Annotated in this window: 20 protein-coding genes; 10 read left to right on the top strand and 10 right to left on the bottom strand. The window is 47.0% G+C overall.

The annotated features are described in order from the left end of the window. Positions 1-71: 71 nt before the first annotated feature. The 5 genes from JXR92_RS07415 to mnmL form a co-directional block, all read right to left on the bottom strand. The gene (locus JXR92_RS07415; protein ID WP_138345893.1) at positions 72-1,808 is read right to left on the bottom strand and encodes a hypothetical protein; all 1,737 of its coding nucleotides are present in this window, start codon (positions 1,806-1,808) and stop codon (positions 72-74) included. Between the two features lie 1,141 nt (positions 1,809-2,949). Continuing rightward, positions 2,950-3,225 carry a hypothetical protein gene (locus tag JXR92_RS07410; RefSeq protein WP_226791304.1) on the bottom strand — a complete coding sequence of 92 codons (276 nt, stop codon included), beginning with the start codon at positions 3,223-3,225 and terminating at the stop codon, positions 2,950-2,952. A 155-nt stretch (positions 3,226-3,380) separates the two neighbouring features. Further along, positions 3,381-4,193 (bottom strand): glucosamine-6-phosphate deaminase, encoded by an 813-nt coding sequence (nagB, locus tag JXR92_RS07405; RefSeq protein WP_131225819.1) that lies wholly within the window; start codon positions 4,191-4,193, stop codon positions 3,381-3,383. 44 nt (positions 4,194-4,237) lie between these two features. Continuing rightward, positions 4,238-5,440, bottom strand: a complete 1,203-nt coding sequence (locus JXR92_RS07400) for an FprA family A-type flavoprotein (RefSeq protein ID WP_131225817.1) — start codon at positions 5,438-5,440, stop codon at positions 4,238-4,240. Positions 5,441-5,501: 61 nt separating this feature from the next. Continuing rightward, positions 5,502-6,431, bottom strand: a complete 930-nt coding sequence (gene mnmL, locus JXR92_RS07395; protein ID WP_138345891.1) for a tRNA modification radical SAM protein MnmL/YtqA — start codon at positions 6,429-6,431, stop codon at positions 5,502-5,504. Positions 6,432-6,746: 315 nt separating this feature from the next. Between mnmL and JXR92_RS07390 the strand changes: the two genes are divergently transcribed. From JXR92_RS07390 to JXR92_RS07365, 6 genes are all read left to right on the top strand, one after another. Then, on the top strand, positions 6,747-7,706 hold the full coding sequence (locus tag JXR92_RS07390) for an ROK family protein (RefSeq protein ID WP_117599342.1): 960 nt from the start codon (positions 6,747-6,749) through the stop codon (positions 7,704-7,706). Beyond that, positions 7,699-8,850, top strand: a complete 1,152-nt coding sequence (locus JXR92_RS07385; protein ID WP_117599341.1) for an MFS transporter — start codon at positions 7,699-7,701, stop codon at positions 8,848-8,850. The genes JXR92_RS07390 and JXR92_RS07385 overlap by 8 nt, the downstream gene beginning before the upstream one ends. A gap of 31 nt (positions 8,851-8,881) precedes the next feature. Then, a complete protein-coding gene (locus JXR92_RS07380) occupies positions 8,882-9,643 on the top strand; it encodes a sugar isomerase domain-containing protein (RefSeq protein ID WP_005823892.1) in 762 nt (253 codons plus the stop codon). 201 nt (positions 9,644-9,844) lie between these two features. Next, a complete protein-coding gene (locus JXR92_RS07375) occupies positions 9,845-12,058 on the top strand; it encodes a S9 family peptidase (RefSeq protein WP_117599339.1) in 2,214 nt (737 codons plus the stop codon). Next, the gene (gene lipA, locus JXR92_RS07370; protein ID WP_117599338.1) at positions 12,058-12,939 is read left to right on the top strand and encodes a lipoyl synthase; all 882 of its coding nucleotides are present in this window, start codon (positions 12,058-12,060) and stop codon (positions 12,937-12,939) included. The genes JXR92_RS07375 and lipA overlap by 1 nt, the downstream gene beginning before the upstream one ends. Positions 12,940-12,985: 46 nt before the next feature. Next, the gene (locus JXR92_RS07365; RefSeq protein ID WP_117599450.1) at positions 12,986-14,104 is read left to right on the top strand and encodes a hypothetical protein; all 1,119 of its coding nucleotides are present in this window, start codon (positions 12,986-12,988) and stop codon (positions 14,102-14,104) included. Here the strand turns inward: JXR92_RS07365 and JXR92_RS07360 are convergent. Together JXR92_RS07360 and JXR92_RS07355 are read right to left on the bottom strand one after the other, a co-directional pair. Beyond that, positions 14,070-14,774: an SAM-dependent methyltransferase gene (locus tag JXR92_RS07360; RefSeq protein ID WP_117964837.1), complete on the bottom strand. Its 705-nt coding sequence runs from the start codon at positions 14,772-14,774 to the stop codon at positions 14,070-14,072. The two genes, JXR92_RS07365 and JXR92_RS07360, sit on opposite strands and share 35 nt — an antisense overlap. Further along, positions 14,774-15,631 carry an enoyl-ACP reductase FabI gene (locus JXR92_RS07355; RefSeq protein WP_117964839.1) on the bottom strand — a complete coding sequence of 286 codons (858 nt, stop codon included), beginning with the start codon at positions 15,629-15,631 and terminating at the stop codon, positions 14,774-14,776. Before JXR92_RS07355 ends, JXR92_RS07360 begins: the two co-directional genes overlap by 1 nt. Before the next feature lie 338 nt (positions 15,632-15,969). Between JXR92_RS07355 and JXR92_RS07350 the strand changes: the two genes are divergently transcribed. The 4 genes from JXR92_RS07350 (at position 15,970) to JXR92_RS07335 (ending at position 21,344) form a co-directional block, all read left to right on the top strand. Continuing rightward, a complete protein-coding gene (locus tag JXR92_RS07350; RefSeq protein WP_119961803.1) occupies positions 15,970-16,623 on the top strand; it encodes an HAD family hydrolase in 654 nt (217 codons plus the stop codon). 727 nt (positions 16,624-17,350) lie between these two features. Continuing rightward, positions 17,351-18,742 carry a PTS galactitol transporter subunit IIC gene (locus tag JXR92_RS07345; RefSeq protein WP_117599335.1) on the top strand — a complete coding sequence of 464 codons (1,392 nt, stop codon included), beginning with the start codon at positions 17,351-17,353 and terminating at the stop codon, positions 18,740-18,742. 20 nt (positions 18,743-18,762) lie between these two features. After that, positions 18,763-19,719 (top strand): 5-dehydro-4-deoxy-D-glucuronate isomerase, encoded by a 957-nt coding sequence (gene kduI / locus JXR92_RS07340; RefSeq protein ID WP_005823932.1) that lies wholly within the window; start codon positions 18,763-18,765, stop codon positions 19,717-19,719. A gap of 140 nt (positions 19,720-19,859) precedes the next feature. Then, positions 19,860-21,344, top strand: a complete 1,485-nt coding sequence (locus tag JXR92_RS07335; RefSeq protein WP_117599334.1) for an MFS transporter — start codon at positions 19,860-19,862, stop codon at positions 21,342-21,344. Between the two features lie 319 nt (positions 21,345-21,663). On the opposite strand, the gene JXR92_RS07330 is transcribed toward JXR92_RS07335, so the two are convergent. The 3 genes from JXR92_RS07330 to JXR92_RS07320 form a co-directional block, all read right to left on the bottom strand. After that, on the bottom strand, positions 21,664-25,128 hold the full coding sequence (locus JXR92_RS07330; RefSeq protein ID WP_138345889.1) for a DEAD/DEAH box helicase: 3,465 nt from the start codon (positions 25,126-25,128) through the stop codon (positions 21,664-21,666). Next, the gene (gene tatC / locus JXR92_RS07325; protein WP_005823936.1) at positions 25,125-25,946 is read right to left on the bottom strand and encodes a twin-arginine translocase subunit TatC; all 822 of its coding nucleotides are present in this window, start codon (positions 25,944-25,946) and stop codon (positions 25,125-25,127) included. The genes JXR92_RS07330 and tatC overlap by 4 nt, the downstream gene beginning before the upstream one ends. Before the next feature lie 137 nt (positions 25,947-26,083). After that, complete coding sequence (locus JXR92_RS07320) at positions 26,084-26,299, bottom strand: Sec-independent protein translocase subunit TatA/TatB (protein ID WP_005823939.1); 216 nt, start codon at positions 26,297-26,299, stop codon at positions 26,084-26,086. Positions 26,300-26,301 lie beyond the last annotated feature (2 nt).

Here is a 26,301-nt window from a genome sequence, read left to right as displayed (position 1 = left end):
AATATAGACAATAAATATATGGACAATCTACATACACAATAAAACACTATATATCAGAATATTGCGCATCATTATTCATCTTTTATAATGGACAAATAGATGGGATTTGAACTGAAGAACGCCTCCAAATCATCTTGTTTACCCAAATGAAGCCTTTCTTTTAGCCTTTGTTTCTTCCTATAAATAGAGTTTTCTTCGCAATCAAAAGCAAGAAGCAGTTCTGTTGTAGAAAAACCTAATTTTATCAAAACAGATAACAAGAGATTATTTTCATTCAAATTATAATCTTTCCGCAGACGAGTAACAAAATTGCCGGACAATAAATCCACATATTCAAAAACATTCAATTTGTCTTGCCGGGTCATATTTTCCACAAGTAACAAGCCTTGTTTCAATTGGCCCAAAATATATGGAGCACTTACAGCAGAATTTTCACGGATTTCTTTATTCTCATTCATCAATATTTGCATTTTCTGATTTAATTTCCCAATCTTTTCTTTTGTATTTTCCACCGACAGCGCTTCCTTTTGTCTCAGTTCCTCTATTTGATGAATATATTGCCTAATTGCCAGTTCATTCTCTCTATACACCTTCAACTCCCTCTCCATACGCACTTTAAGGCGTTTCTTATATATTTTCCTATATTGCTTCTTTATCCCCCAATATAATACTATGCCCAAGCCTATCAATAGCAAGCACATGCATATCCATACATATTGCTGGATTTGTTTTTCTTGCGCAAGCAACCTATTTTCCATCATTAATTTGTCAGCCTCATATTTCCGCTGTAAAGTAAGAATTCTATTCTGCAAATCTATCTCCCGACTAATTCTCAACAATGAATCAGATTTTTCCTTATAGGCAAGTGCCCTAACATAATCAGTACGCTTTTTTTCCAACAAATAGAGATAATTATAAGCGCCAGATTGTGTATAGTCGTCTTTTGAAGCTAAAACCTTTTTCAAATACTTTTCTGCCTTTTCTAATTGACCAAGTTGCAGATAAGTATCTCCCAACGACATACAATAACAATAAGCGAGATGGGGAATTCGTTCATTTTTGACCGCCGAACAAAAATAGGTAATTGCCTCAGAATAGTTTTTTCTCTTTTTCTCCTGCTCACCCATAAAATGTAGCAGAGAAGAAAATACCGGAGACAAACTATCCCCTTTTAATAATGAGATTCCAGTCTTTGCATACCAAGTTGCACTATCACAATTTTGCTTAATCTCATAAATCCAAGCTATATTCCGATAACTATATACTATTTTCAAAGTATCACTCGTTTTCATACTATAAAAAATAGACCTTCGATAATTATTAAGCGCCATATCATACATCTTCCGATCACTATTCAAAGAACCCATATACTGCTGAATTAAAGCCAGCATCTTATACTCTTTGGTCTTCTCCAACGCTGCATAGGCATCCAAATAGGCTTTCATAGCCATCGCTTCATTTTTTTGCAAATCCAGTACCTTACCATAATAGAGAAAAGCCTTTCCTATTTTTACTTTATCATCACCCTCTAAATAGTAATCTACCGCATTTTTTATCAACGAATCCGACTGCAAACTATCCAGATAGTTTTTATCACGTGCTTGTGTCAACAACAATGCATAATCTGCCCGCTGCTTTCCACGAAGCTTCTCTGGATGAGGAATTTGCTCCAACAGCAGCAATGCACTGTCAGGATATACATCCATATACCTCTCTACCTTATCAAAAGCATTGGATACGTTCTTCTCTACGCAAGAACCTAACAGTACGCAAACGGACAAAAGCCCAAGATATAACAGTTTTTTCATATGAACATGTTCTTTACCAGATTATCATTGCGTATACACAGAATCCTTTTGGAGATAAATATTCACACCAGCCAACGGCAATCCTTTTTCCCCATCAGTCACAATGCCATTTGTCTGCGCATTAGAAATAACTGTACAGCAGAATATTATGAACAGCACTATACATCACTTCATAATTCATGTATATATAATTAAACTTTGGATGAGAATAAGCTTTTTTACGGCCCCTCCCTTCAAAGATACAAAAAAACGCTTCAATAATGTACAAAAACAAGATAAATGTGACAAACAAAACAAATAGCTCAGAGCTTGTTTCCCCTTACATAGGCTTCCTTTCCATTTTCTGTACGGAGTTATCAGCGCCTATCGACCGTGATACGCTCTGCCAACGGCCGTCAACCACTCGACTAACGACCGTCAACAAGGTGCCTCATAGCCGTTGAACACCTATTACACTCATGGTTTCCCCATATTGTACACCTATCTTATTCCTATTATGAGCCCAGCTGCAGTCTATCGGTAAACAGTCTTTTACGAAGTTAATACCTTGTTTACACGAAACTCATATCGTGTAAACAAGATATTTGCAAATTGCTGTACATTCTATTAATAAACTAACAAACAAGATATTAACTTACTTTCCGGCGTATTTTCGCTGTGGAAGCAAAAGTTGCTTCCACCTTTTTGAGTTGCTTCCACAGCACTTGTAATGCCGATGAATAAAGGGATGCAGGAAGTGGGTGGAAGTGTGGAAGCAGAAATGATAAAACTAAGCAGAGATAATTTCCCCTTAAAAGCAATAAAACTCCAGAATCTGCTAGAGCAAAGCATCCTGCTTTCCCGGACCTTTTATAAAATTGTGCCAGTAAAGCTGACGACTGCTTCTCGCAAAGACGGGAATCATGTACCTGCTCCATCCAGCAGACGATCTCTCTCCAAACATCTACCGAAAGATGTGACAAGACTTCTGTCGGGGCTCCCCCCTTCTCCACCTTACGGAAGATTTCGACCAAAGCACACAACAAGCTGGACATTATCTGTTTACAACGGGAATGGGAACGGGATTCCCGGTTTCTGAAACGTAGCAGGAAATAGTACCCCAGCCACAAATAAACGGCGGTGACTTCTGCATGGATTTTCTCTATCTCTTCCGATGCACAACCAAGGCAGCATCAATTTCTTCCAGAATCGCATCCGTATCATCTTCTATGTAGTATTTCTGCGCAAGACACTCTATCACGCACCCCCATTTCGCTATATCCACACACTCTTGCGTACGCCCCATCCATACATGGGCTTCCTCCAACATCCGGAATGCTTTTTCTCCACATTCCGGAGCATCATAAAACCGATACTGACGAAACAACAGAAGAGACTGACATAATAGCTCATCCAAAGAGTACTCCGCACTTTCCATATTTAAAATTCAAGTATCCATTCAGGTTACAAAATCGAGCAAAAGTAATCATTTTCCAAGATAATCATGCCGTTCCGAAGTACAAAAAGAAAGCGCAACTTGTTTTTCATAATCAAACAAGCTGCGCTAATCCATATTATACAATAATTATCTGCTTACTTCAGCAAACTTTCCGCATCCAGGTGCTCCGCCTCAATATCCTTGAAGTAGCGGTAAGTACCCACCTTCAATTCTTCGGTAGCCGCATCGTCACAAACGATGATACCCTTTTCGTGCATCTGCAAGGCGCTGATGGTCCACATCTGCATCACGGGACCCTCGACTGCATGATAGAGGGCACGTGCCTTGTTGTGTCCGTTTACGATAATCATTACCTCGCGGGCGCTGAGCACAGTACCCACACCGACGGTCAGGGCAGTCTTGGGAACCTTGTTCACGTCGTTGTCAAAGAAACGGGAGTTGGCAATGATGGTATCGGTAGTCAATGTCTTCTGGCGGGTGCGTGACGCAAGGGAAGAACCTGGCTCGTTGAAAGCAATATGTCCGTCGGGGCCGATACCGCCCATGAAGAGGTCAATGCCGCCGTAGGACTTGATTTTCTCTTCATAGCGTGTACACTCGGCATCCAGGTCGGCAGCGTTGCCGTTCAGGATATTGGTGTTCTCCGGCTTGATGTCTATATGGCTGAAGAAGTTGTTCCACATAAAGGAATAGTAGCTTTCGGGATGTTCCTTGGGCAAACCTACATACTCGTCCATATTGAAAGTCACTACGTTCTGGAAAGACACGATGCCTTTCTTGTTCAGGTCGATAAGTTCCTTGTACATGCCCAACGGAGAAGAACCGGTGGGGCATCCCAATACAAACGGTTTTTCAGGTGTCGGATGAGCGGCCTTGATTTTGGCAGCCACATAATGTGCCGCCCACTTTGATACGGACTGATAATCCGATTGAATGATAAGTCTCATTGTGATTGTTTTTATTAGGTTAATAAATTAGGGGTAATTCAACTTTAATTACTTCTATCCTTCTTCAAACGCTCTGCCATGGCACGTGCCAGGTTTTCGCATTGTTCGTAAGTAATGTCCTTCATGGCCTGCTTCATCTCTACCGGGTCGCCCACAATCTCGAACTTGCTCTTTTCGGCAAACTCGCCCATACGCTTCACGGCAGCACCTGCCCAGCAGAAGGATCCGAAGTATCCCAGATAACGTCCCTTCACTTCGCGTACCAGAATCTTGGAAAGCAAGGATTCTATCTCAGGATAAATCTGGTTGCTGTAGGTGGGGCTGCCGATGATAAGTCCGCGATACTTGAAGATATCGGCAATGATATAAGAAGGATTGCTCTTGCTCACATTGTGCATCACGATGTTCTTGATGCCTTGTGCAGAAAGTTCCGCCGCAATGGCTTCCGCCATCTGCTCCGTGTTGCCGTACATGGAACCGTAAGCAATGACCACACCTTCGTCAGCAGCGTAACGGCTCAACTTGTCGTAGATGCCGATAACCTTGGCTATGTTTTCCGTCCACACCGGTCCGTGCGTGGAGCAGATAGTGGAAACGGGCAGACCGCCCAGCTTAGCCAACGCCTTCTGCACTGGAGAGCCGTACTTGCCTACGATGTTAGAATAGTAGCGAACCATCTCATCCCAGTATCTGTCCAGATTGATGCGGGTATCCAGGAACCCTCCGTCCAACGTGCCGAAACAGCCGAAACCGTCACCGGCGAAAAGAACTCCTTCCGTTTCGTCAAAAGTCATCATCGTCTCGGGCCAGTGCACCATCGGGGTCATATAGAAACGGAGTTTATGATGTCCCAAAGCCAGAAAATCCTCGTCCTTCACCATGTACTGTTCGCCCGTCACGCCATAAAAGCCCTCTATCATGCCGAAAGTCTGCTTGTTGCCCACGATGATGATGTCGGGGTAATGCTGCTTTATCAGACGGATAGAACCCGAATGGTCCGGTTCCATGTGGTTGATGATGAGATATTGGATGGGGCGCTCGCCGATGATACTCTTTATCTTGCGCAGATACACCTCGAAGTAGCAGATGTCTACCGTATCGACCAAAGCGACCATTTCGTCGTCTATCAGGTAAGAGTTGTAGGAAACCCCATACGGCAACGGCCACATACCTTCAAACAAATGCTTATTGCGGTCATTCACTCCCACGTAGTGGATTTTTCCTTTTATCACTGTTTTTGGGTTCATAATTATTCTTTATTTAGATTGATTCCATATTTAAAGTTGCGGCAAAAATAATTCTTTTTTCTCACATTTCATACTTCTTTCCCTGATATGCACCGAGTTCTTTCATTCTTTTTTGAACCCGATGATTAAATTCATAATTTTTCAGTCCCCAGTCAGGTGCAATGAGCAGTTCCTTAGGAGACTGGGAGACGAAACGCTCCAGCACCAAGTCCGGCCGCAGATGCTCGATATAGTCTATCACGAGGTCGATATATTCCTCCACATCAAACAGATGAAAATCTTCAGGATACTGCCGGTACTCCAGAGCCATGCGGGTACCCCTTATCAGTTGCAACTGGTGCATCTTCAAGGTAGTGAGTGGCAGGCGGGACAATACACCGGCTTGTGCTACGATACTTTCGTGCGTCTCGCCCGGCAGTCCGAGGATGACATGCCCACCGGTCAGGATTCCGCGTGAAGCGGTTCTTTCCACCGCATCGGCGGCGGCATGGAAAGTATGCCCGCGGTTGATGCGGCAAAGTGTCTTGTCGTCGGTACTCTCTATGCCGTACTCCACTAAGAGGAATGTATGCCGGTTCATCTCCTCCAGATAGTCCAGCAAGCTGTCGGGCATACAGTCCGGACGGGTGCCGATAACCAGGCCCACCACTCCGTCTGCCGACAAGGCCTCCTCGTATTTCCGCTTCAGGTCTTCCAATTCGCCATACGTATTGGTATAGGCCTGGAAATAGGCGAGATACTTCATCTCCGGATATTTGTGTGCAAAGAACTGCTTGCCCTCTTCCAGCTGGCGGGTAATGGATTTCTCCGTACGGCAATAATCGGGGTTGAAGGTCTGGTTGTTGCAATAGGTGCAACCGCCGACTCCTTTGTTTCCATCCCGGTTGGGGCACGTAAAACCGGCATGCAGCGATATTTTCTGTACCTTATAGGGAAAATATCGCTTCAGAAAAAAAGGGAACTCATTATAGAGCGTAGATTTGGTTTCCATACATATTCCTTATGTAAGTGGCAAATATAGGATTTTTCCGTGGGATGAACCTGCAAAAACAAGAATACTTTCCACTTGATTTGTTAACGAACATAAAACAAAGAATTTCCGCCTGCACTAAAAAATGTTTCATCTACTGATATATAACTAATTAATTGAGAAAGAGTACATCCAAGCTCAATTAAATTAAACACAATTTAGTGATTAGACACTCTTTTTACACACAATTTCCTCAGTTTATACTCCTCAAGAATGAAATAAATTCATAGCTTTGCATACAACCTTAATGAATCAACCTATAAATACTATAACACCATGGCAACAATCGCATTGGACATAGGCGGCACAAAAATAGCCAGCGCCATTTTCTTTCCGGACGGAAGCATGATGTTTAACCGCAAACGGCTCCTGAAAGGAAGAACCGGTCACGAAGTGGGCAAGCTCGCCGCGGATATCCTCGCCAAACTTCTTACCGTAGCACGCAGAAGCCGTATACACATCGACGGAATAGGTGTCTGCATCCCCGGTATCGTTTACTCCCAAACCAACCGGGTATGGGCCCCCAACATACCGGGCTGGGATAACTACCCCCTCTATGAGGAGCTGCGCAGTGTAACGCCTCCGGGCATCGAGATATACATCGACAGCGACCGTACCTGCTATATGTATGGAGAGATGTGGCAAGGTGCCGCCAAAGAATGTCACAGTGCCATATTCATTGCCGTGGGAACCGGTATCGGTGCCGGCATCATCATCGACGGGCACGTGTTGCACGGAGCCAACGACATTATCGGCGCCACCGGCTGGATGGCCCTGCAACCTCCCTACCGGGAAGAGTATGACGCATGCGGATGTTTCGAATATTACGCTTCCGGCAATGGTATCGGGGCACGGGTACGCGATGCCGTACGCGCCAACAAGGCATACAAAGGGAAACTGCGCCAGAAACCCATCTGCCGCATATCGGCCTATGATGTGTTCAGTGCCTATAATGAAAAAGACCCTATCGCCATCTCCGTATTGCACAAAGCCGTCGAGATGTGGGGCATGGCTTCCGCAAATCTGGTCAGCCTGCTCAACCCGCAGAAGATAATTTGGGGCGGAGGCGTCTTCGGCCCTGCCGGTATCTTTATAGATGACATTTATAAGGAAGCCTGCAAATGGGCGCAGCCGCTCAGCATCAAGCAGGTGGAATTTGTACCTTCTCAGTTGTCCGGTAATGCCGGACTGATAGGAGCAGCGTTTCTTGCCATCAAAAATCACTTGTATGAGTAACAGTTATCACAAGAATCTCGTATTCACGGCAGCGTGCATCGGGATGTGTTTCTTCGGAGTCTCCATGATTACATTGGGAGCAGTGTTGCCATCCCTCATAGCCAAGCTGAATCTGAGCGGGTTGCAGACAACCTCACTGGCCACTTTCCTGCCGCTGGGCATGCTGGCCGGTTCCCTGATTTTCGGTCCCATCGTAGACCGGTTCGGACATAAAGCCCTGCTGGTGCCCAGCTGCATCATCGTACTGCTGGGGATGGAAGGACTTGCCTTCTTTGAAAGTGTGCCATTACTGCAAGCTTCCATCGTCGGCATCGGCTTGGGCGGAGGCATCCTCAACGGAGAAACCAATGCATTGGTATCCGATATCTCGGGAGAATCCGAGAAAGGGTCGCGTCTCAGCTTTCTGGGCATGTTCTACGGACTGGGCGCATTGGGCATACCGATGTTGCTGGGCTCCCTTTCCAAGCATTATTCATTCGAAACCATCTTGCTGGGAATTGGTGTAGTGATGCTTGCGGGCATTATATTCTGCATCCCCGTACGCTTCCCCGCCCCTAAGCAGGCACAAGGTTTCCCGGTAAAAGAGGGATTGGGACTGCTGAAAGAAAGCAGCTTACTGCTACTCAGCTTCATTCTTTTTTTCCAAAGCGGCATTGAGGGTGTCTGCAACAATTGGTCCACAAGTTACTTTGGGCAGATGACGGATATTCCGGCCAATCAGGCATTGATTGCACTGACCTGCATGGTAGCGGGACTGACCGTGGCACGTATGGTGCAGGTTGCGATATTCAAGAAGATAAAACCGGAAACCGTACTGCCCTACAGCCTTACGCTCACTGCCATAGGATTCTGTTTCCTTATGTTCTCGCCGGGTTTTGCACGCGCAGCAGTCGGCATGGTGCTGGTAGGTATGGGGCTGTCGGCCACGTATCCCGTGATACTCAGCATTCTTGGAAGCCGGTACCCGTCCTTATCGGGAACAGCATTCAGCGTGGCGCTTGCCATAGCCCTCATTGGCCAGACTGCAATGAATGGCCTGATGGGAATGGTTTCCCAATACACCAATGGCATCGGGCTTTATCCTTATCTGATGATTGCCTCACTTGCCGTCATGCTCCTTTTGTATAAACGCTCACTCAAATAAATTTATTAACTTCTTAAAAAACAAAAAAGTTATGTTAGCACTCGAATGGTTAAAGAATGCCCATGGCATTATGGAAAAGCTGGAAGCTACCCAGTTGGAAAACATCAAAAAAGCAGCCACTGTTATGGCAGACTCCATCGAAGCCGGTCGTTGGGTCCACACGTTTGGTTGCGGCCACGCAACGATTCCCGTAGAAGAAATGTATCCGCGTATCGGCAGCTTTGTAGGATTCCACCCGCTTTGCGAATTGCCTCTGACATTCTTCACGCAGATTATCGGCCAGATGGGTATTCATCAGTTCCTCTTCCTGGAACGGGCAGAAGGCTACGGCCAGGAAATTATGAAGAACTATGATTTTGATTCCAAAGACTGTATGTGGATTTTCTCACATACCGGTATCAATGCCGTCAATATAGACATGGCATTGGAAGCCAAGAAGCGCGGCATGAAAGTTATTGTATACGGTTCGGCCAGCGAAACGGGCGACAAGGCCAGCCGCCACTCCAGCGGAAAGAACCTCTTCCAGTTGGCAGATATCGTAGTGGATTCCTGCGTTCCCCTGGTAGACGCCTCCGTACCTTTGAAGAACCACTTCGACAAGGTAGGTCCGTTGTCTACATTGAGTTTCGTCACCATGGTATGGATGACCATCACTACCGTTGCCGAAATCCTTGCCGACCGTGGCGTACACTTGTACATCCATCCGTCGCACAACGTTCCGGGTGACACAACCGCCCACGAACGACTGGATGCAGCCATTGCAGAATATCAAAGAAAAGTCAAGTGCTTGTAACGAAAGATATTCCAATCATCATCTCATCCAATCATCATCTATGAGTGACGGACGTCCGTCCCTGCTTCGCCCCCAAGGAGCAGGACGGGCTTTTTCTGTTCAAAAAGAATAAAATCGGCCCACTGCTTCGATAAATCTTCCCTTTGTTGTATATTTGTTCCCCAGAAAAAAGATGGAAACAGATAAGCATAAAAGATAGATATGAAACAGATAAGCATCGCACTTCTCCTCTGCCTCTGTACGCTGGCAGGTTTCGCCCAAGGTGGCAAGGCGCTCGATTTGAAAGAAATCATATCGGGCAAGTTCACTCCGAAGAACATTTCCGGCGTTATCCCCATCCCGGGAGACGGAGAACATTATTCGCAAATGAATGCGGACAGGACACAAATCATCAAATACTCCTTCAAAACGGGAAAACCCGTGGAAGTGCTGTTTGATGCCGCTACCGCACGCGAATGCACGTTCAAGACATTTGACAGCTACAGCTTTGCTCCGGACGGCAGCAAACTGCTCATTGCCACCGAAACAACTCCCATCTACCGCCATTCCTATACGGCTGTGCATTACATCTACAGCCTGAAGCGCAATCTGGACGGTAAAATCAACAATATTGTGGAAAAACTTTCGGACGGCGGCCCGCAGCAGGTGCCCGTATTTTCACCGGACGGCAACCAGGTGGCTTTTGTACGCGACAACAATATCTTCCTTGTGAAACTGCTCTATGGCAACAGCGAAAGCCAGGTGACGGAAGACGGAAAACAGAACGAGGTGCTGAACGGCATCCCCGATTGGGTTTACGAAGAGGAGTTCTCCTTCAACCGTGCGCTGGAATTCAGTGCCGACAGCCAGATGCTGGCTTTCATCCGCTTCGACGAGAAAGATGTTCCCTCCTACTCTTTCCCTCTTTTTGCCGGACAAGCCCCCCACTTCACCCCTTTCGAGAAGTATCCGGGAGAGTATACTTACAAATATCCTAAAACGGGAGAAGTAAATTCCAAAGTGTCCGTACACACCTTCGATATCAAGTCGAAAGTGACCCGCAAGATAAACGTGCCGGTAGATGCAGACGGCTATATTCCCCGCATCCGCTTTACCCAAGACCCCAACAAGCTTGCCGTCATGACACTGAACCGCCATCAGAACCGGTTCGACCTATACTTTGCCGACCCTCGCAGCACGGTAGCCAAACTGGCTCTGCGTGATGAAAGCGATACCTATATCCGCGAGAATGTATTCGACAACATCGTCTTCTATCCGGAAAATTTCAGCTTTGTCAGCGAAAAGAGCGGATACAACCATCTGTACTGGTATAGCATAGGTGGCAATCTGCTGAAACAAGTGACAGCCGGACCATATGAAGTGCAGGAGTTCCTGGGTTATGACCCCGAAGAAGGAAGCTTCTACTTCAGCAGCAACGAGGAAAGCCCCATGCGCAGTGCCATCTACAAGATTGACCGGAAAGGCAAAAAGACCAGGCTATCGTCACAAGCCGGAACAAACAGTGCGCAGTTCAGTACGAACATGAAGTACTATATGAACCGTTATTCCAATCTGGATACTCCGACCGTCATTACACTGAACGACAATACGGGCAAGACTCTTGCCACCCTGATGGACAATGCGGCATTGAAGCAGGAAATCAGTGGCTATGACATGCCACGGAAGGAATTCTTCACTTTCCAGACTTCCGACGGAACCACATTGAATGGCTGGATGATGAAACCTGCCGACTTCTCCGCCGGCAAGAAATACCCGGTACTGATGTACCAGTACAGCGGCCCCGGTTCACAGCAAGTGCTTGACAAGTTCAGTGTAAGCTGGGAAACCTACATGGCATCGCAAGGTTATATCGTGGTCTGCGTAGACGGGCGTGGCACCGGAGGACGTGGTGCCGAATTCGCCAAATGCACCTATCTGAACCTGGGTATCAAGGAAGCCAAAGACCAGGTGGAAACCGCCCTCTACATGGGCAACCAGCCTTATGTGGACAAAAACCGCATCGGAATCTGGGGATGGAGTTACGGTGGATACATGACCATTATGAGTATGAGTGAAGGAACACCGGTATTCAAGGCCGGAGTAGCCGTAGCTGCCGTTACCGACTGGAACTACTACGACACCGTTTACGGCGAACGCTTTATGCGCACACCGAAAGAAAACGCCGAAGGCTATAAGGCCAGTTCCGCCTTTACCCGTGCCGACAAGTTGCACGGCAACCTGCTGCTAGTACACGGCATGGCAGACGACAATGTACACTTCCAGAACTGTGCCGAATATGCCGAACAACTGGTACAGCTCGGCAAACAGTTCGATATGCAGGTTTACACCAACCGCAACCACAGTATCTACGGAGGAAATACCCGGTTACACCTATATACGCGGTTGACCAACTTTTTCAACAAAGAATTGAAATAATGCCTGAAAGAGTACGTAAGCCTGAATGGCTCAAAATAAGCATCGGTGCCAACGAGCGCTATACCGAGACCAAACGCATTGTCGAGTCGCATTGCCTCCATACCATCTGCAGCAGCGGCCGTTGCCCCAATATGGGGGAATGTTGGGGGAAAGGCACCGCAACCTTCATGATTGGGGGAAATATCTGCACCCGGTGCTGTAAGTTCTGCAACACAGCAAGCGGGAAGCCCTTGCCGCTGGATGCCGATGAGCCTACACATGTGGCAGAATCCATCGCCTTGATGAAACTCTCCCATGCAGTCGTCACCTCTGTAGACCGTGACGACCTGCCCGACTTAGGCGCATCGCACTGGGTACGTACCATCCGGGAAATCAAGCGGCTCAATCCGGACACCACCGTCGAAGTGCTGATTCCCGACTTCCAGGGAAGAAAGGAGCTCGTGGCACAAGTTATCGATGCACAACCGGAAATCATTTCGCACAACATGGAGACTGTCCGCCGCATCAGCCCCCTCGTGCGCAGTGCCGCCAAGTATGAGACAAGCCTGGAAGTGTTGCGGCAGATTGCAGAAAGCAATACCACCACCAAGTCCGGCATTATGGTGGGATTGGGCGAAACTCCGGAAGAAGTGGAAGAACTGATGGACGACCTTCGCCAAGTGGGCTGTCACATACTGACCATAGGGCAATACCTTCAACCCACACACAAACATTATCCGGTAGCGGCATATATTACTCCCGAACAATTTGCACTCTACAAAGAGAAAGGATTGGAAAAAGGGTTTCAGCAAGTGGAAAGCGCCCCATTGGTACGCTCCTCCTATCATGCAGAAAAACAGATTCATTTTATACAAAAAAGAAGTAAAACAGGAAACATTTAAATCTCCCAGTTGTTATGATGTAAACGACAAAATCATAATACGGATAATGAATCATCAAAGAATTCTATCATCAAGATTCAATATGTCGCTGGGATTCATCCCCGTTATAATATCCATCATATTATGCGAGTTTATAACGCAGGACATGTCCATCTACATCGGTACAGGTGTAGGACTCTTCTTTAGCATCTATTCGGTGAGGCATAGAGGGACTCATGTTCCACAAATCATACTTTACTGCACTACCGGAATGTTACTGCTATTATCGGTAACAACCCTATTCCTCGTAAACTACTGTCCACGTTTTATGCTTCCGTTCACACTGGAAATCAGCGCTATTATTCCCCCATTCGTCATCTACCTCAATAGGAGAAAATTTCTGGACTACCACATGTCTCAGACACAGAAATGCTGCAAGCAGCTTTTTGCACAAGGGGCAGAAGCCGCCATCGTATCCTCACGCGTAATCCTTATCATAAGCCTGCTGCATTTTCTGATTATCTCCTTGGCGATTCTGGTCAGTTACCCTTTGGGAGACACTACCCGCCACATTCTGTTTTATGTGGCGCCTCCCCTCGTCTTTATATTAGGCATTCTGTTCAACCAATTCGGTATCTTCTATTTCAATATAGTGATGAACCACACGGTTTTCGTACCGATAGTCAACACCAAAGGAGATGTCATGGGGAAAGCCATCGCTTCAGAAGCCATCAACCGGAAAAACGACTATATCAATCCGGTCATCCGGATTGCCGTTGCCTCACACGGCATGCTGTTTCTCCTCCCCCGCCCCAAATGCAACGTTTTCGAGAAAGACAAAATCGACTTACTGATGGAGGGTTATCTGATATATGGAGAAACATTGGAACAAGGCGCACACAGAATTTTACGGCAAACGCTTCCCACCGCCCCATTAGACCATTTGCACTTCAACTTCATGTATCATTTTGAGAATGAAGCCACCGACCGCCTGGTCTATCTCTTCACGCTAGACCTGGACGATGACTCCATCTTATGCAATAAGAATTTCAAGGGTGGAAAGCTATGGACGTTCCAGCAAATGGAACACAACCTGGGACGGAACTTCTTCAGCAGTTGCCTGGAATATGAATTCGAGCACCTGGAAGCTATTATTTATACAAGAGAAAAATACAAGGAATCTTAGAAAGGTCGGGAGTCTTTCCCTGCCACTCCCTCACTGTCTTGGTTTTGATATACTCCCCTTCACAAGTAATGTTCGCCGCAATGCAGAGCTTGGTCTGCGGACGGCAGTTATGAAGAATATCCTCTATCATCTTATTATTGCGGTAAGGCGTTTCAATGAAAAGCTGGGTCTGATGTTCATTATAGACGCGTTGTTCCAGCATTTTCAGCTTTTTGGCACGCTCTGCCGGTTCAATGGGAAGATAACCGTGGAAGGCAAAGCTCTGACCGTTGAAACCGGAACCCATAACAGAGAGGATAATAGAAGAGGGTCCCACCAAGGGGACCACTCTCAAGTTTTTCCGTTGTGCAATAGCCACCACGTCCGCTCCCGGATCGGCCACAGCCGGACAACCGGCTTCGGAGATTACGCCCATCGGCTGCCCCTCCACCAGCGGCTTCAGATAGCCGGAGATGTCTTCGGGCGACGTATGCTTGTTCAACGTATAGAATGTCAGCGCATCAATATCTATTCCCTTGTCCACCTTCTTCAGAAACCGGCGTGCCGAACGCACATCCTCCACGATGAAATGGCGGATTCCCAGTATTATCTCCTCATTATAAGGAGGCAACACCGTTTCAATAGGCGTATCGCCCAAGGTGACAGGCAAAAGATAAAGTGCGATTTCCATTAGCCGTAGATGATATTTCCGTTTTCGTCCTTATACTCATCCAAACCCTTCTCATAGGTAGCCATGGCGCGAAGACTCATACCTACGCTAGAAAAACCTCCATCGTGGAACAAGTTCTGCATGGTAACCTTGCGGGTGAGGTCGGAAAACATGACGATACAGTAGTCGGCACATTCATCGGCAGAAGCATTACCAAGCGGAGACATGCGGTTGGCGAAGTCGAACAGCTTGTCCATACCTTTCACACCGGAACCGGCAGTGGTCATCGTAGGAGACTGGGAAATGGTGTTGACACGTACATGGTGTTCGCGTCCGTAGATGTAACCGAAACTGCGGGCGATAGATTCCAGCAGTGCCTTGGCATCTGCCATATCGTTGTAACCGTAAAACGTACGTTGCGCAGCCACATAACTCAGAGCCAGGATTGAACCGTAGTCGGCAATGGCGTTGAGCTTCTTGGCAGCTTGTATCATCTTGTGGAAAGAGACAGCGGAAATATCCAGCGTCTTTTCCAACATATCGTAATCCAAATCATCATATGTACGTTTCTTACGCACATTAGGAGACATACCAATGGAGTGCAGCACGAAGTCGACCGGGCCACCCAATACTTCCATAGAGCGTTTGAATACATTTTCCAAATCTTCTACACTTGTAGCATCTGCGGGAATCACCTCGCAGTTCAGTTTCTCCGAAAGAGCGGACACTTCGCCCATACGTACGGCAACCGGCGTATTCGACAAAGTGATGGTTGCACCTTCTTCTACTGCTTTTTCTGCTACTTTCCAGGCAATGGACTGCTCATTCAGAGCACCGAAAATAATGCCTCTTTTTCCTTTCAACAAATTGTAATTCATACCTATTTTTAGTAAAATTCGGCTGCAAAGATAGGAAGTTTTTGCATAAAAAGCCCGAAAGTGTGCAAAGAAAAGGGAAGAACGGCAAAAAATACAGCAATCACCCACTGCAAAACTACTGCAACACTTGTGCAGTGCCACTGCAATACTGTTGCAGTCACGCTGCACCCCATCTGCAGTACTACTGCAAAGCGCATACAGCAGGAATGCAGTAATAATGCACTGATTATCAGCCCAGGGCTTGCTATTCTGCAAATACCTGATGAAACCCGAGACAGCATTTGAACATGAGCGCAAAAAGCCCTATATTTGCAGCAAACTAAAAAATAGAGAAAGCAATGAAGAAGTTGATTATATTTGACCTGGACGGAACTTTACTGAATACAATAGCCGATTTGGCACAAAGTACAAACCATGCCCTGCAAGCGCTCGGCTATCCCACCCACCCGGAATCGGCCTATAACTTCATGGTTGGCAACGGAATCAACAAACTGTTCGAGCGCGCCCTCCCGGAAGGGGAAAAGAGCGAAGAAAACGTCCTGCGTGTCCGCAAGGAGTTTGTGCCTTATTATGACGTGCACAATGCAGATAAAAGCCGCCCTTACCCCGGCATCCCCGAACTGCTGGAACAGTTACAAAAGAAAGGTATGGTACTGGCAGTGGCTTCCAACAAATATCAATCGGCTACCGTAAAATTGATTTCACATTATTTCCCCAATATACATTTTACCGCCGTCTTCGGACAGCGGGAAGGGGTCAACGTGAAGCCCGACCCAACAGTGGTGCATGACATTCTGGACATCACCCGGATATCCCGTGAAGACGTACTATATGTAGGAGACTCCGGAGTGGATATGCAGACGGCCGCCAATGCCGGAGTCACCGCCTGCGGAGTCACTTGGGGATTCCGTCCCCGTACAGAACTGGAAGAGTTTCATCCGGCACATATCGTAGACAATGCTACGGACATTGCCGTTATCTCCGCTCTTTGAGAGGGCACTCCCTCCCCGAGGTGATAAGGAACAGGAAGTGATGACAACAACTATCACCCAAGATATGTAGGGTCAGAACAATTCCCACATCACACCTTTATCTCCCCCCATCACAAGATAGGCATGCCCGTAAATTTTCAGAATATAACCAATATAACTATCAATCCTCCACATCTTTTCCCCATAAATCAATATCAGATGGAGCTTTCCATAAGCTCCATCCGACCAATAGTCCTATTGCCAATAAAAAAATCAAATATATCATTATAGTCCGGTTTGTTTCAATGTTTTATAATAACACTGCGAACGGTATGAAAGTTCACTCCACCCGAATTTGGAGAAAAAGGCACGTACACGAGGATTAGTTTCCTCCCCCGACTCTCTTAATCGAAATACATGCAGATACAATAAATTTACAAATCGAATCTTTCTTCATGCAATCATTCATTTTTTGTATTAGAACAGTTTTATTTCCCAAAACAAAAGTAATGCTTTCTTTCCAAACGGATATGTAGTTTTCAACGTAGAAGATGTGTTATTTGGTTTTCGTGTACGAAAACGAGCAATTTTGTGCACGATAACGACCAATTTCGTCCAAAATTGTTCCATTTACTAATAATTATGCTTTTCAAGTTTGATTAATTGAGAAAAGGTCTTATTTTTGACCCGGTTTTTAATTCATACTATTGCAAAAACAAGCTCAATTACCTAATTAAATCACAAGAGAATGGAACAAGTTTTCGGCTATATCATCGGCTTAGGAGCAGCAGTGATGATGCCTATAATCTTTACAATTTTGGGAGTATGCATCGGTATTAAATTCAGTAAGGCATTAAAGAGCGGTCTGCTGGTAGGTGTCGGGTTCGTAGGTCTGTCAGTTGTCACTGCATTGTTGACCAGCAGCCTCGGTCCTGCTCTGAGCCAAGTCGTTGAAATTTATGGTCTTCAGCTGAAAGTATTCGACATGGGATGGCCAGCAGCTGCTGCTGTAGCCTATAACACATCGGTAGGTGCATTCATCATTCCGGTATGTTTGGGAGTAAATCTTCTGATGTTATTAACGAAAACGACCCGTACGGTCAATATCGACCTTTGGAACTACTGGCATTTCGCATTTATCGGCGCAGTCGTTTATTTTGCCAGCGACAATATCTGGTGGGGCTTCTTCGCCGCTATCATCTGCTACATCATTACCCTGATTATGGCCGACTATACCGCCGACAAATTCCAAGGATTCTACGACAAGATGGAGGGTATCTCCATTCCCCAGCCTTTCTGCGCAGGTTTCGTACCATTTGCCGTAGTCATCAATAAAGCATTGGACAAAATCCCCGGTTTTGACAAATTGAACATCGATGCGGAAGGCATGAAGAAGAAATTCGGTTTGCTGGGTGAGCCTCTGTTCTTGGGTATTCTGGTTGGTTGCGGTATCGGTGCCTTGTCTTGCAAGAACAGCCAGGAACTGGTAGACAAGATACCTTATATATTAGGTTTGGGTATCAAGATGGGCGCCGTAATGGAACTGATTCCGCGTATCACCGCTTTGTTCATCGAAGGTTTGAAACCTATTTCCGATGCTACCCGCGAGCTGATTGCCAAGAAATTCAAAGGTGCTGTCGGCCTGAATATCGGTATGAGCCCCGCATTGGTTATCGGCCATCCTGCAACGCTGGTGGTTTCCCTGCTGCTGATTCCCGTAACCATACTGCTGGCTGTCATCCTGCCGGGTAACCAGTTCCTGCCTTTGGCGTCGCTGGCCGGAATGTTCTACCTCTTCCCGCTGGTACTGCCCATCACGAAAGGAAATGTAGTAAAGACATTCATCATCGGACTCGTTGTACTGACCATCGGTCTTTATTTCGTAACAGACCTCGCCCCCTATTTCACACAAGCAGCCCACGATGTATACGAGAAGACACAAGACGCTGCCGTGAATATCCCTGCCGGCTTTGAAGGCGGCGCACTGGACTTTGCATCCAGCCCCTTCGCTTGGGTCATTTTCCACCTGACCTACTCGTTGAAATGGATAGGCTCCGGTATCCTTGTATTATGCACATTGTTCCTGATGATTATGAACCGTCGTGCCATTATCAAATACCAGAAATCAATCAAAAATTAAAAGTTAAATAGTAACGGATTATGAAAAAGTTAGTACTTGCATTTATGATGGGAGCAGCTGCCATGGCAGCCAATGCCCAAGTGAATTACAAAGTGCAGACCGCCTGCCATCCGCAGGACGTGAAGCATTATGACACGGAACTTCTACGCAGCAGATTCATGATGGACAAAGTCATGGCTCCGGATGAAATCAACGTAACCTACACCCTCTACGACCGGTTGATTTACGGTGGCGCCATGCCGGTGAACAAGACATTGAAATTGGAAGTGTTCCGTGAACTGGGTCCGGAAATCACTTACTTCCTCGAACGCCGCGAACTGGGTGTCATCAATACCGGCGGTGACGGAGTGGTTACTGTAGACGGCAAGGAATACCCCATGAAGTATAAGGAAGCCCTTTACGTAGGCTGCGGAAATAAGGAAGTAACCTTCAAGAGCAACGACGCTACCAATCCCGCCAAGTTCTACATCAACTCGGCTCCGGCCTACAAGCCCTATGTTACTCAGCTGATTACTACCGATGCCAAGCTTCAGAAAGCCAACCCCAAGAAATATGCACTGGGCATCTCCGACCATTATGGAAAAATGGAGGACAGTAACGACCGCATCGTAAACCAGCTGATTGTGAAAGATGTACTGGAAAGAGTGAAAGACGGTGGTACCAACCAGTTGCAGATGGGACTCACGGAACTGGCTCCCGGTTCTGTATGGAATACCATGCCTGCCCACACACACACTCGCCGCATGGAAGCTTACTACTACTTCAACCTGAAACCCGGCAACGCTATCTGTCACTTGATGGGCGAACCGCAGGAAGAACGTCTGATATGGCTGCACAACGAACAAGCCATCACTTCTCCCGAATGGTCTATCCACGCTGCTGCCGGAACCAGCAACTATACTTTCATTTGGGGTATGGGCGGTGAAAACCTGAAATACAGCGACAAAGACGAAATCAAATACATCGATATGAAATAAAGTTGCCCTGTAGCGCCCGATAGGCATGGACTTAAATAATCCATGCCTATTTTTGTCATTTTCAGCATCCTAATTTACCCAATATTACACCTCGAACAATACACAAACCTACATTTGTATCAAAATATAAATCTATTATCATGAGTACATTTCAAAACACCGCAGGGCGGATGACCAATTACCGTTGGATTATCTGCGCCATGCTATTCTTCGCGACAACCGTCAACTACCTCGACCGCCAGGTTCTTTCATTGACCTGGAAAGATTTTATCTCCCCCGAATTCCACTGGACCGATACACACTACGGCTACATCACGGCCATCTTTTCCATCGTCTATGCCTTAGGCAATCTGTTTGCCGGACGTTTCATCGACTGGATGGGAACGAAGAAAGGATATTTATGGGCCATCGCCGTATGGTCCACCGGCGCCTGTATGCACGCCCTTTGCGGACTTGCCACAGAAGTGACCCTCGGCATTGAAAATGCCGCCAACATGATTAGTGCTACCGGTGCATTGGCCTCTACCATAGCCATCACCAGTGTTTACTACTTCATTGCCGCCCGTATCATACTGGGCATCGGTGAAGCAGGAAACTTTCCTGCCGCCATCAAGGTTACCGCCGAATATTTTCCCAAGAAAGACCGTGCCTTCTCCACTTCCATCTTCAATGCCGGCTCTACCATCGGAGCACTGATAGCCCCATTGTGTATCCCTACCCTGGCCCGCTACTTCCAACGCATGGGCGTGGGCAACGGCTGGGAAATGGCTTTTATCGTTATCGGCGGATTGGGTTTCATCTGGATGGGACTATGGATGTTCATGTACAAGAAACCTGATGAAAATCCACACGTAAACGCAGCTGAGCTGGCATATATAGAACAAGACAAAGAGGAGGATAAAAAGGCGACTACTCCGGCAACCAAGGACGAAAAGAGCATTTCTTTCCTGCAATGTTTCAAATATCCGCAGACTTGGGCTGTATTTTTCGGCAAATTCATGACTGACGGTGTATGGTGGTTCTTCCTCTTCTGGGCACCCGCATACATTTCGGACGTTTACGGATTCTCCTCAGATACTCCCACGGCACAGATGCTTATCTTTGTGCTCTATGCCATCACGATGTTGTCCGTCTATGGCGGAAAATTGCCCACCATCATTATCAACAAGACCGGCAAGAACCCCTACGCCGCACGCATGCAGGCCATGTTCATCTTTGCACTGTTCCCGCTATTGGCATTGTTTGCACAGCCATTGGGCAACAAGGAAGTATTTGGCGAACAAGCCTATTGGTTCCCGATTATCATCATAGGTATTGCAGGCGCTGCCCATCAGTCCTGGTCGGCCAACATCTATTCTGTGGTAGGTGATATGTTTCCCAAGAGCACCATTGCCACCATTGTGGGAATCGGAGGTATGGCGGGCGGTATCAGCTCATTCCTCATCAACATGAGTTCCGGTTTGCTGTTCGACTATGCCGACAAGACACAAATGGTATTTCTCGGATTTCAGGGCAAGCCTGCCGGATATTTCATCATCTTCTGTATATGTGCAGTGTCCTACCTGATAGGCTGGTGCATCATGAAGGCACTGGTTCCGAAGTACAAACCGATTATAGTGGACTAATCAGAAGTCTCTTTATAGATATTCAAAATCATGCGGAGTTTGCAAACTGCATTACATGCCTTGCAAACTCCGCACAAAAAAGCCCTTTCTCACGAAATGGCTTTTCTTTGTTCAATTACAGTCAAAAACAAAAAACTGTAAATGGAACACAATTTAAGATGAAAAAAAGGGAAGTCTCACGACTTCCACAATTCTTCTAACCTTAAATCTAAATCTCTATGAAAAAAACGTAATGCAAAGATAATGGTTTATCCCACACAGCGTTATTAATAAACTCTATAAAGAAGCAGAGAATATTTAAGATTTACTAATAAGACGGTTACGAATGGCAAACTACAGACAAGAGCTCGGCATAAATAGGGTTAAGTTTCAATAGTTGCGGCACTCCTGTCATAAACATCTGCTTGCGGGCACGAGTAAGGGCAACATTCAATTTCCGGTCAATCCGAGTACCGTTTTCCTCCGTCATATTTGCCAGAAACTTCAACTGATAAGCCCGGTTCACACAGAAAGAGTAGATAATGACATCCCGTTCGCTACCTTGGAAGCGCTCCACGGTGTCTACCAATATATCCTCCAAAGGAGCAATACCCAAAGCGGCAATCTCTTTCTTAATCAAGGCTATCTGACTGCGATAAGGAGTGATGACACCTAAAGTGACAGCCGGGTTGAAACCGGAAACAGCCGCATACTGCCGATAGATAGCCGCTGCCAACCGTGCCACAATCCGCGCCTCCGAATGGTTCATCTTGGCCGACTGTGCCGGCGGTTCGACTGCGGAAGGCAGAAAAGCGACACGACGAGTGAGCAAGCCGGCAAACTCACAATCACACAATTCAGGAGCAAGGGTCAGCTCACCCTGCTGGTGCGGCAAGCCAACCGGCTCCAGCAGACCACCGTAAAAAGCACGATTAGGAAACAAAGCTACCTCGATATTCATGCGTCCCTGACGACAGAGCATGTCATAGGAGGGATGAGGGATAAGGGATGAAGGATGAGAGGTTGATGTCTGGCGATTGGCGCTCTCCCTGGAGAGGTTTCTATAAAGGCGTTCGAAAAGGGAATCTTTCAAATTATACAATCCGATGGCCTGCAAAGCTTCGTCACACACTTCCGCCTGCTCGGACGATTGCAAGACCACTGCGGGCAGCTGCTTATGGTCACCTATCAAAATAAATTTGCCGATGGCATCCGCGCCTGCAGGATTACGGGTACAGAGTAATCCCAGCAGTTGTGGTTCCAAAATTTGAGTAGCCTCATCCACAATCGCTACATCAAAAGTCTTCAACCGGAAAAGCTCGGTCTTGGAAGAAAGCGTGGCAACCGTACCGACAAAAACACGGCAACGGGCAATGCGCTCTTGCACCTGCCGCCGAGTGGCACAAGGTTCCAGCACATTCTCAATCAGATACGGGCGGAATGACTCATCACAAGACAACTCACTGCCTAAACGGATAAAGTCTATTTCAGGCTCAATGGAGGTCAGCGCCTTACTGATTTCATCTACGGCACGATTGGTATACGAAAGCAGCAAAATCTGTTTCCCCTCCCGGTAAAAGGCTTCTACCATGCCCCGTAGCGCGCGGGAGGTCTTACCGGTACCCGGAGGACCGATTAAAAGGAAATAGTCGCGGGCAGCCTGCGCTTTCAGAGTAATCCGCGAAAAATCATCCGGAGCGGTCGCAATAGCGGCATCCAAAGAAGCATCGAATTCGGGAGGGCGCTGCCCCAACAACAAGTCACGTCGTCTTTGGGTGGCAGAAAGAAAAGCGGAAAGTCCCAGATACATGCTACGAAAGGAGGTGTCCATATAGTCGTGCTCTATGGCATAAAGGCTAGCAGCAGGCAATACACCCGCATTCTGCTGAGTGGCACGAAGACGGATGCAGACTTCGTCATCGGATATGCGCTCTATATTACCTTTGAATACCATCTTGTTGGTAACGTTGTCGGTATCCGTATTCCGTTCGTAAAGAACCACCGCATCACCCTGACGGAAATTGGGCAAACTCCCCCCTACTCCCGGCTCCGCGGAGTATTCCCTCCCCCTCCCTACCGGGGAGGGGGTACGGGGGGAGAGGCTTAAATACGGTTTATGCGCATCTGCCGCATGATTCTCGCAAATAGCCAAATCGTACAGAATTTCACCTGCCTCACATTTCTCAGCCAGTGTGGAAAGCCAGAGGGCGGCAGCGCCGGTACGTCCTTCATAATCCACATCTCCAGATTTGGAGGTATAGAGTTCCTTGGTTATAAAATTATAGAGCGTATAAAAATAGCTTTGTTCCAACGACGAAAGCGAACGGATGCGTTGCGCTACGGCATCGATGGAAGGGTAAAGGAAACGTTTCCACAAGGTATTGTCCAAACCGCGCTCGTTCAAGGTGTCCGGATGAATGTCTTTCAGGCGCTCTGCCGTATACTGCGGGCTGTTCCGTAACTGGATGCCATATTCATTGGCTACAATCCGGTTACGCACATCCATCACACGGCGCACCATTGCCCACGAAGGACGTGCCGGATAAAGCAACGGATAACGGGTATAGAGCAGGTAGGCCTTTACACGTCGATGGTCCATTCCCATAGAATACTCCAACACAGCCTGATAGAGCAACATCTGTACCTTATTGTTTTCTTTAGGCTCCACCTTACCACGGATGGAATACTCGTCCGCCTTACCGGACTTCATTTCAATGAACGAGGTCATATCCCGCTGCATGTAGTCCAGACGCCCTTGCAAACCCAATGCTTCACAGATGTAAGAGGGTTCCAGCACGGCATCAGTCCTATCGAGTTCATAGCCGGATGCACGGAATGTTTCTGTCACCGTCCGGCGGATATTGTCGAAATGGCACTTGCAATCGGAAAAGAATTCGGCTTCCTTCTCCCGGTCGCGCAGGTCGGCACATGCTGCCAGCTCAATGGGATAAGAACGGAAGGCCTTCTTCATGCATGCCAAATAATCGGGTGCCTCCTTAGCATGAATCCACTCGTCCAGAAAGAGGTTGGCAATATTACCCAGCAGTAACGGACGGGTATTGTCCGGCGACTGGAGCCGTGCCAGGATATAGTTGGCAGGATGATGTCCGTAATCCTTAAAGCATTCGGCAAGCGAACTGATGTCTATCAAGTAATCGGGCTCAAGTATAATAAAGGAGGGAGTAAGTATGCCGGCTTCGTCCACCGTAACATCCAGCAGATTGACCTGGGCATGCCGCCACAGAATCCGGCAGGTTTCTGCAAACTCTTCATTAATCTGAGGTACATTGTAACGGACACGCAATGGTTCATCGGCCACAGTGTCTACGGGCAGTACATATAAGTAAGTATCATCGGCATACTGAAAACAGACGCGCATGCGCTTTATCCGCTCTTTGGCGGGCGGTGCCACTATATAGGTGGCATCCGCACGGGGCAGCAGGCGATAAAGCCCGGCAGGTATCTCCTTCCCCGTCAAGCGCTTGACAAAGAATGCCAGTGTCTTGGCATCACGCAACAACTGTTCACGTTGCGGTTCCGTCTGGCGGTTCAGAATAGCATTGGAGGTCAGCCGGAAGGTATGCAGACGGTTCTGTTCCACGGTGGAAAGTCCGGCCTTCGAAGCCACGAAACTGATACGTGCAGAAAGATCCGTCATCTGCAAGCTTCCGTCGGGCATCTGTGTACGGCACAAACGCTCCAGCAATTCGCGCAATTGCCGATAGGCCACATCCAGGGAGCTTTCCTCAACGTGGCAGGCTTCCTGCAATATACTAAAATATTCTTTTACTTCACAATCCGTCATTCCTCTGTCTCCACTTCTTCCGCTTCATCATCAGTTTTTTTATCCTTTATCATCAGGATACTCAACTCATAGAGCAGATAAAGCGGCACCGCCACTACTGTCAAGGTAAACGGGTCACCGGTCGGAGTAATGATGGCCGAGGCAATAACAATGATGACAACAGCATGACGGCGGTATTTCCGCAAAAAGGTCTTGTGCACCAGTCCCAGCAGGGAAAGCAACCATGTCACCAGCGGCAGTTCGAATGCCAGCCCCATGCAAAGCACCAGCATCATGAAATTGTCAATGTACGAGTTCAGGGAAATTTGATTCTCGATGGCTGCACTCAGTTGATAAGTAGAAAGGAAACGCAAAGTCAGTGGATAGACCATAAAATACCCCAGCGACACACCGATGAAAAACATCACCGTACCTATACCCAGCGCTTTCCTCACCCCTTTACGCTCGTTTGGATAAAGGGCAGGGCTTACAAAGCGCCAGATTTCATAGAATATATAAGGAGCAGCCGTAACCACCGACATCCAGAAAGCGGTAGACATGTGGACAAAGAACGGTGCGGCAAGATTGATATTGATGAGTTTCACATGAAACTCTTGAGTAAAGAATTCATCCTTCAAATCCAATTTCTGCCCTATCCAACGGAGCAGGTCATAGAAAACAAAGTCGTTATGGCAAGGAGCCAGTATCACGTTGTCAAACAGATAAGGCATGGCAATAAAATAACCGATAGCCAATACAAACCACACACCAAGCACACGAAACAGTACCCGGCGCAACTCGTCCAAGTGATCCCAAAAGGTTAGCTCTTTTTCTGCCATAAACACCAATGCATTTACTATTTTACGATTTACTATTTGGGCTACGCAGTGGAATGAAAGATAACAAATCTCCCCATACTTCTGCAATTTACAGAGTATCAAATAGTAAATCGTAAATAGTCAAATAGTAAATCCTTTTATTTCTTTTCAGCCGGTTTATCCAAATCTTCCTGAGCCTTGTTTATCTCTTCTTTGGCTTCATTCACACCATCCTTGAAGCTCTTCACTCCTTTGCCCAAACCACGCATCAATTCGGGAATTTTCTTACCGCCAAACAATAGTAAGATGACCAATGCAATAATTATCCATTCGGAGCCGCTGGGCAGAAAGCCTAATAAAAGTAAGTTTGTCATAG

The organism is Bacteroides parvus (genome assembly GCF_017309675.2).
GTDB classification, from domain to species: Bacteria; Bacteroidota; Bacteroidia; order Bacteroidales; family Bacteroidaceae; genus Bacteroides; species Bacteroides uniformis.
Note: the sequence above shows the minus strand (reverse complement) of the source record. Positions and strands in the feature narration are given on the sequence as shown.

Coding starts and splice junctions, on each gene's coding strand:
- lipA (WP_117599338.1), top strand. CDS start 12,058: ATGCCTGAAAGAGTACGTAAGCCTGAATGGCTCAAAATAAGCATCGGT.
- JXR92_RS07415 (WP_138345893.1), bottom strand. CDS start 1,808: ATGAAAAAACTGTTATATCTTGGGCTTTTGTCCGTTTGCGTACTGTTA.
- nagB (WP_131225819.1), bottom strand. CDS start 4,193: ATGAGACTTATCATTCAATCGGATTATCAGTCCGTATCAAAGTGGGCG.
- JXR92_RS07410 (WP_226791304.1), bottom strand. CDS start 3,225: ATGGAAAGTGCGGAGTACTCTTTGGATGAGCTATTATGTCAGTCTCTT.
- JXR92_RS07320 (WP_005823939.1), bottom strand. CDS start 26,299: ATGACAAACTTACTTTTATTAGGCTTTCTGCCCAGCGGCTCCGAATGG.
- JXR92_RS07365 (WP_117599450.1), top strand. CDS start 12,986: ATGAATCATCAAAGAATTCTATCATCAAGATTCAATATGTCGCTGGGA.
- mnmL (WP_138345891.1), bottom strand. CDS start 6,431: ATGGAAACCAAATCTACGCTCTATAATGAGTTCCCTTTTTTTCTGAAG.
- kduI (WP_005823932.1), top strand. CDS start 18,763: ATGAAAAAGTTAGTACTTGCATTTATGATGGGAGCAGCTGCCATGGCA.
- JXR92_RS07350 (WP_119961803.1), top strand. CDS start 15,970: ATGAAGAAGTTGATTATATTTGACCTGGACGGAACTTTACTGAATACA.
- JXR92_RS07360 (WP_117964837.1), bottom strand. CDS start 14,774: ATGGAAATCGCACTTTATCTTTTGCCTGTCACCTTGGGCGATACGCCT.
- JXR92_RS07345 (WP_117599335.1), top strand. CDS start 17,351: ATGGAACAAGTTTTCGGCTATATCATCGGCTTAGGAGCAGCAGTGATG.
- JXR92_RS07380 (WP_005823892.1), top strand. CDS start 8,882: ATGTTAGCACTCGAATGGTTAAAGAATGCCCATGGCATTATGGAAAAG.
- tatC (WP_005823936.1), bottom strand. CDS start 25,946: ATGGCAGAAAAAGAGCTAACCTTTTGGGATCACTTGGACGAGTTGCGC.
- JXR92_RS07335 (WP_117599334.1), top strand. CDS start 19,860: ATGAGTACATTTCAAAACACCGCAGGGCGGATGACCAATTACCGTTGG.
- JXR92_RS07385 (WP_117599341.1), top strand. CDS start 7,699: ATGAGTAACAGTTATCACAAGAATCTCGTATTCACGGCAGCGTGCATC.
- JXR92_RS07330 (WP_138345889.1), bottom strand. CDS start 25,128: ATGACGGATTGTGAAGTAAAAGAATATTTTAGTATATTGCAGGAAGCC.
- JXR92_RS07400 (WP_131225817.1), bottom strand. CDS start 5,440: ATGAACCCAAAAACAGTGATAAAAGGAAAAATCCACTACGTGGGAGTG.
- JXR92_RS07375 (WP_117599339.1), top strand. CDS start 9,845: ATGAAACAGATAAGCATCGCACTTCTCCTCTGCCTCTGTACGCTGGCA.
- JXR92_RS07390 (WP_117599342.1), top strand. CDS start 6,747: ATGGCAACAATCGCATTGGACATAGGCGGCACAAAAATAGCCAGCGCC.
- JXR92_RS07355 (WP_117964839.1), bottom strand. CDS start 15,631: ATGAATTACAATTTGTTGAAAGGAAAAAGAGGCATTATTTTCGGTGCT.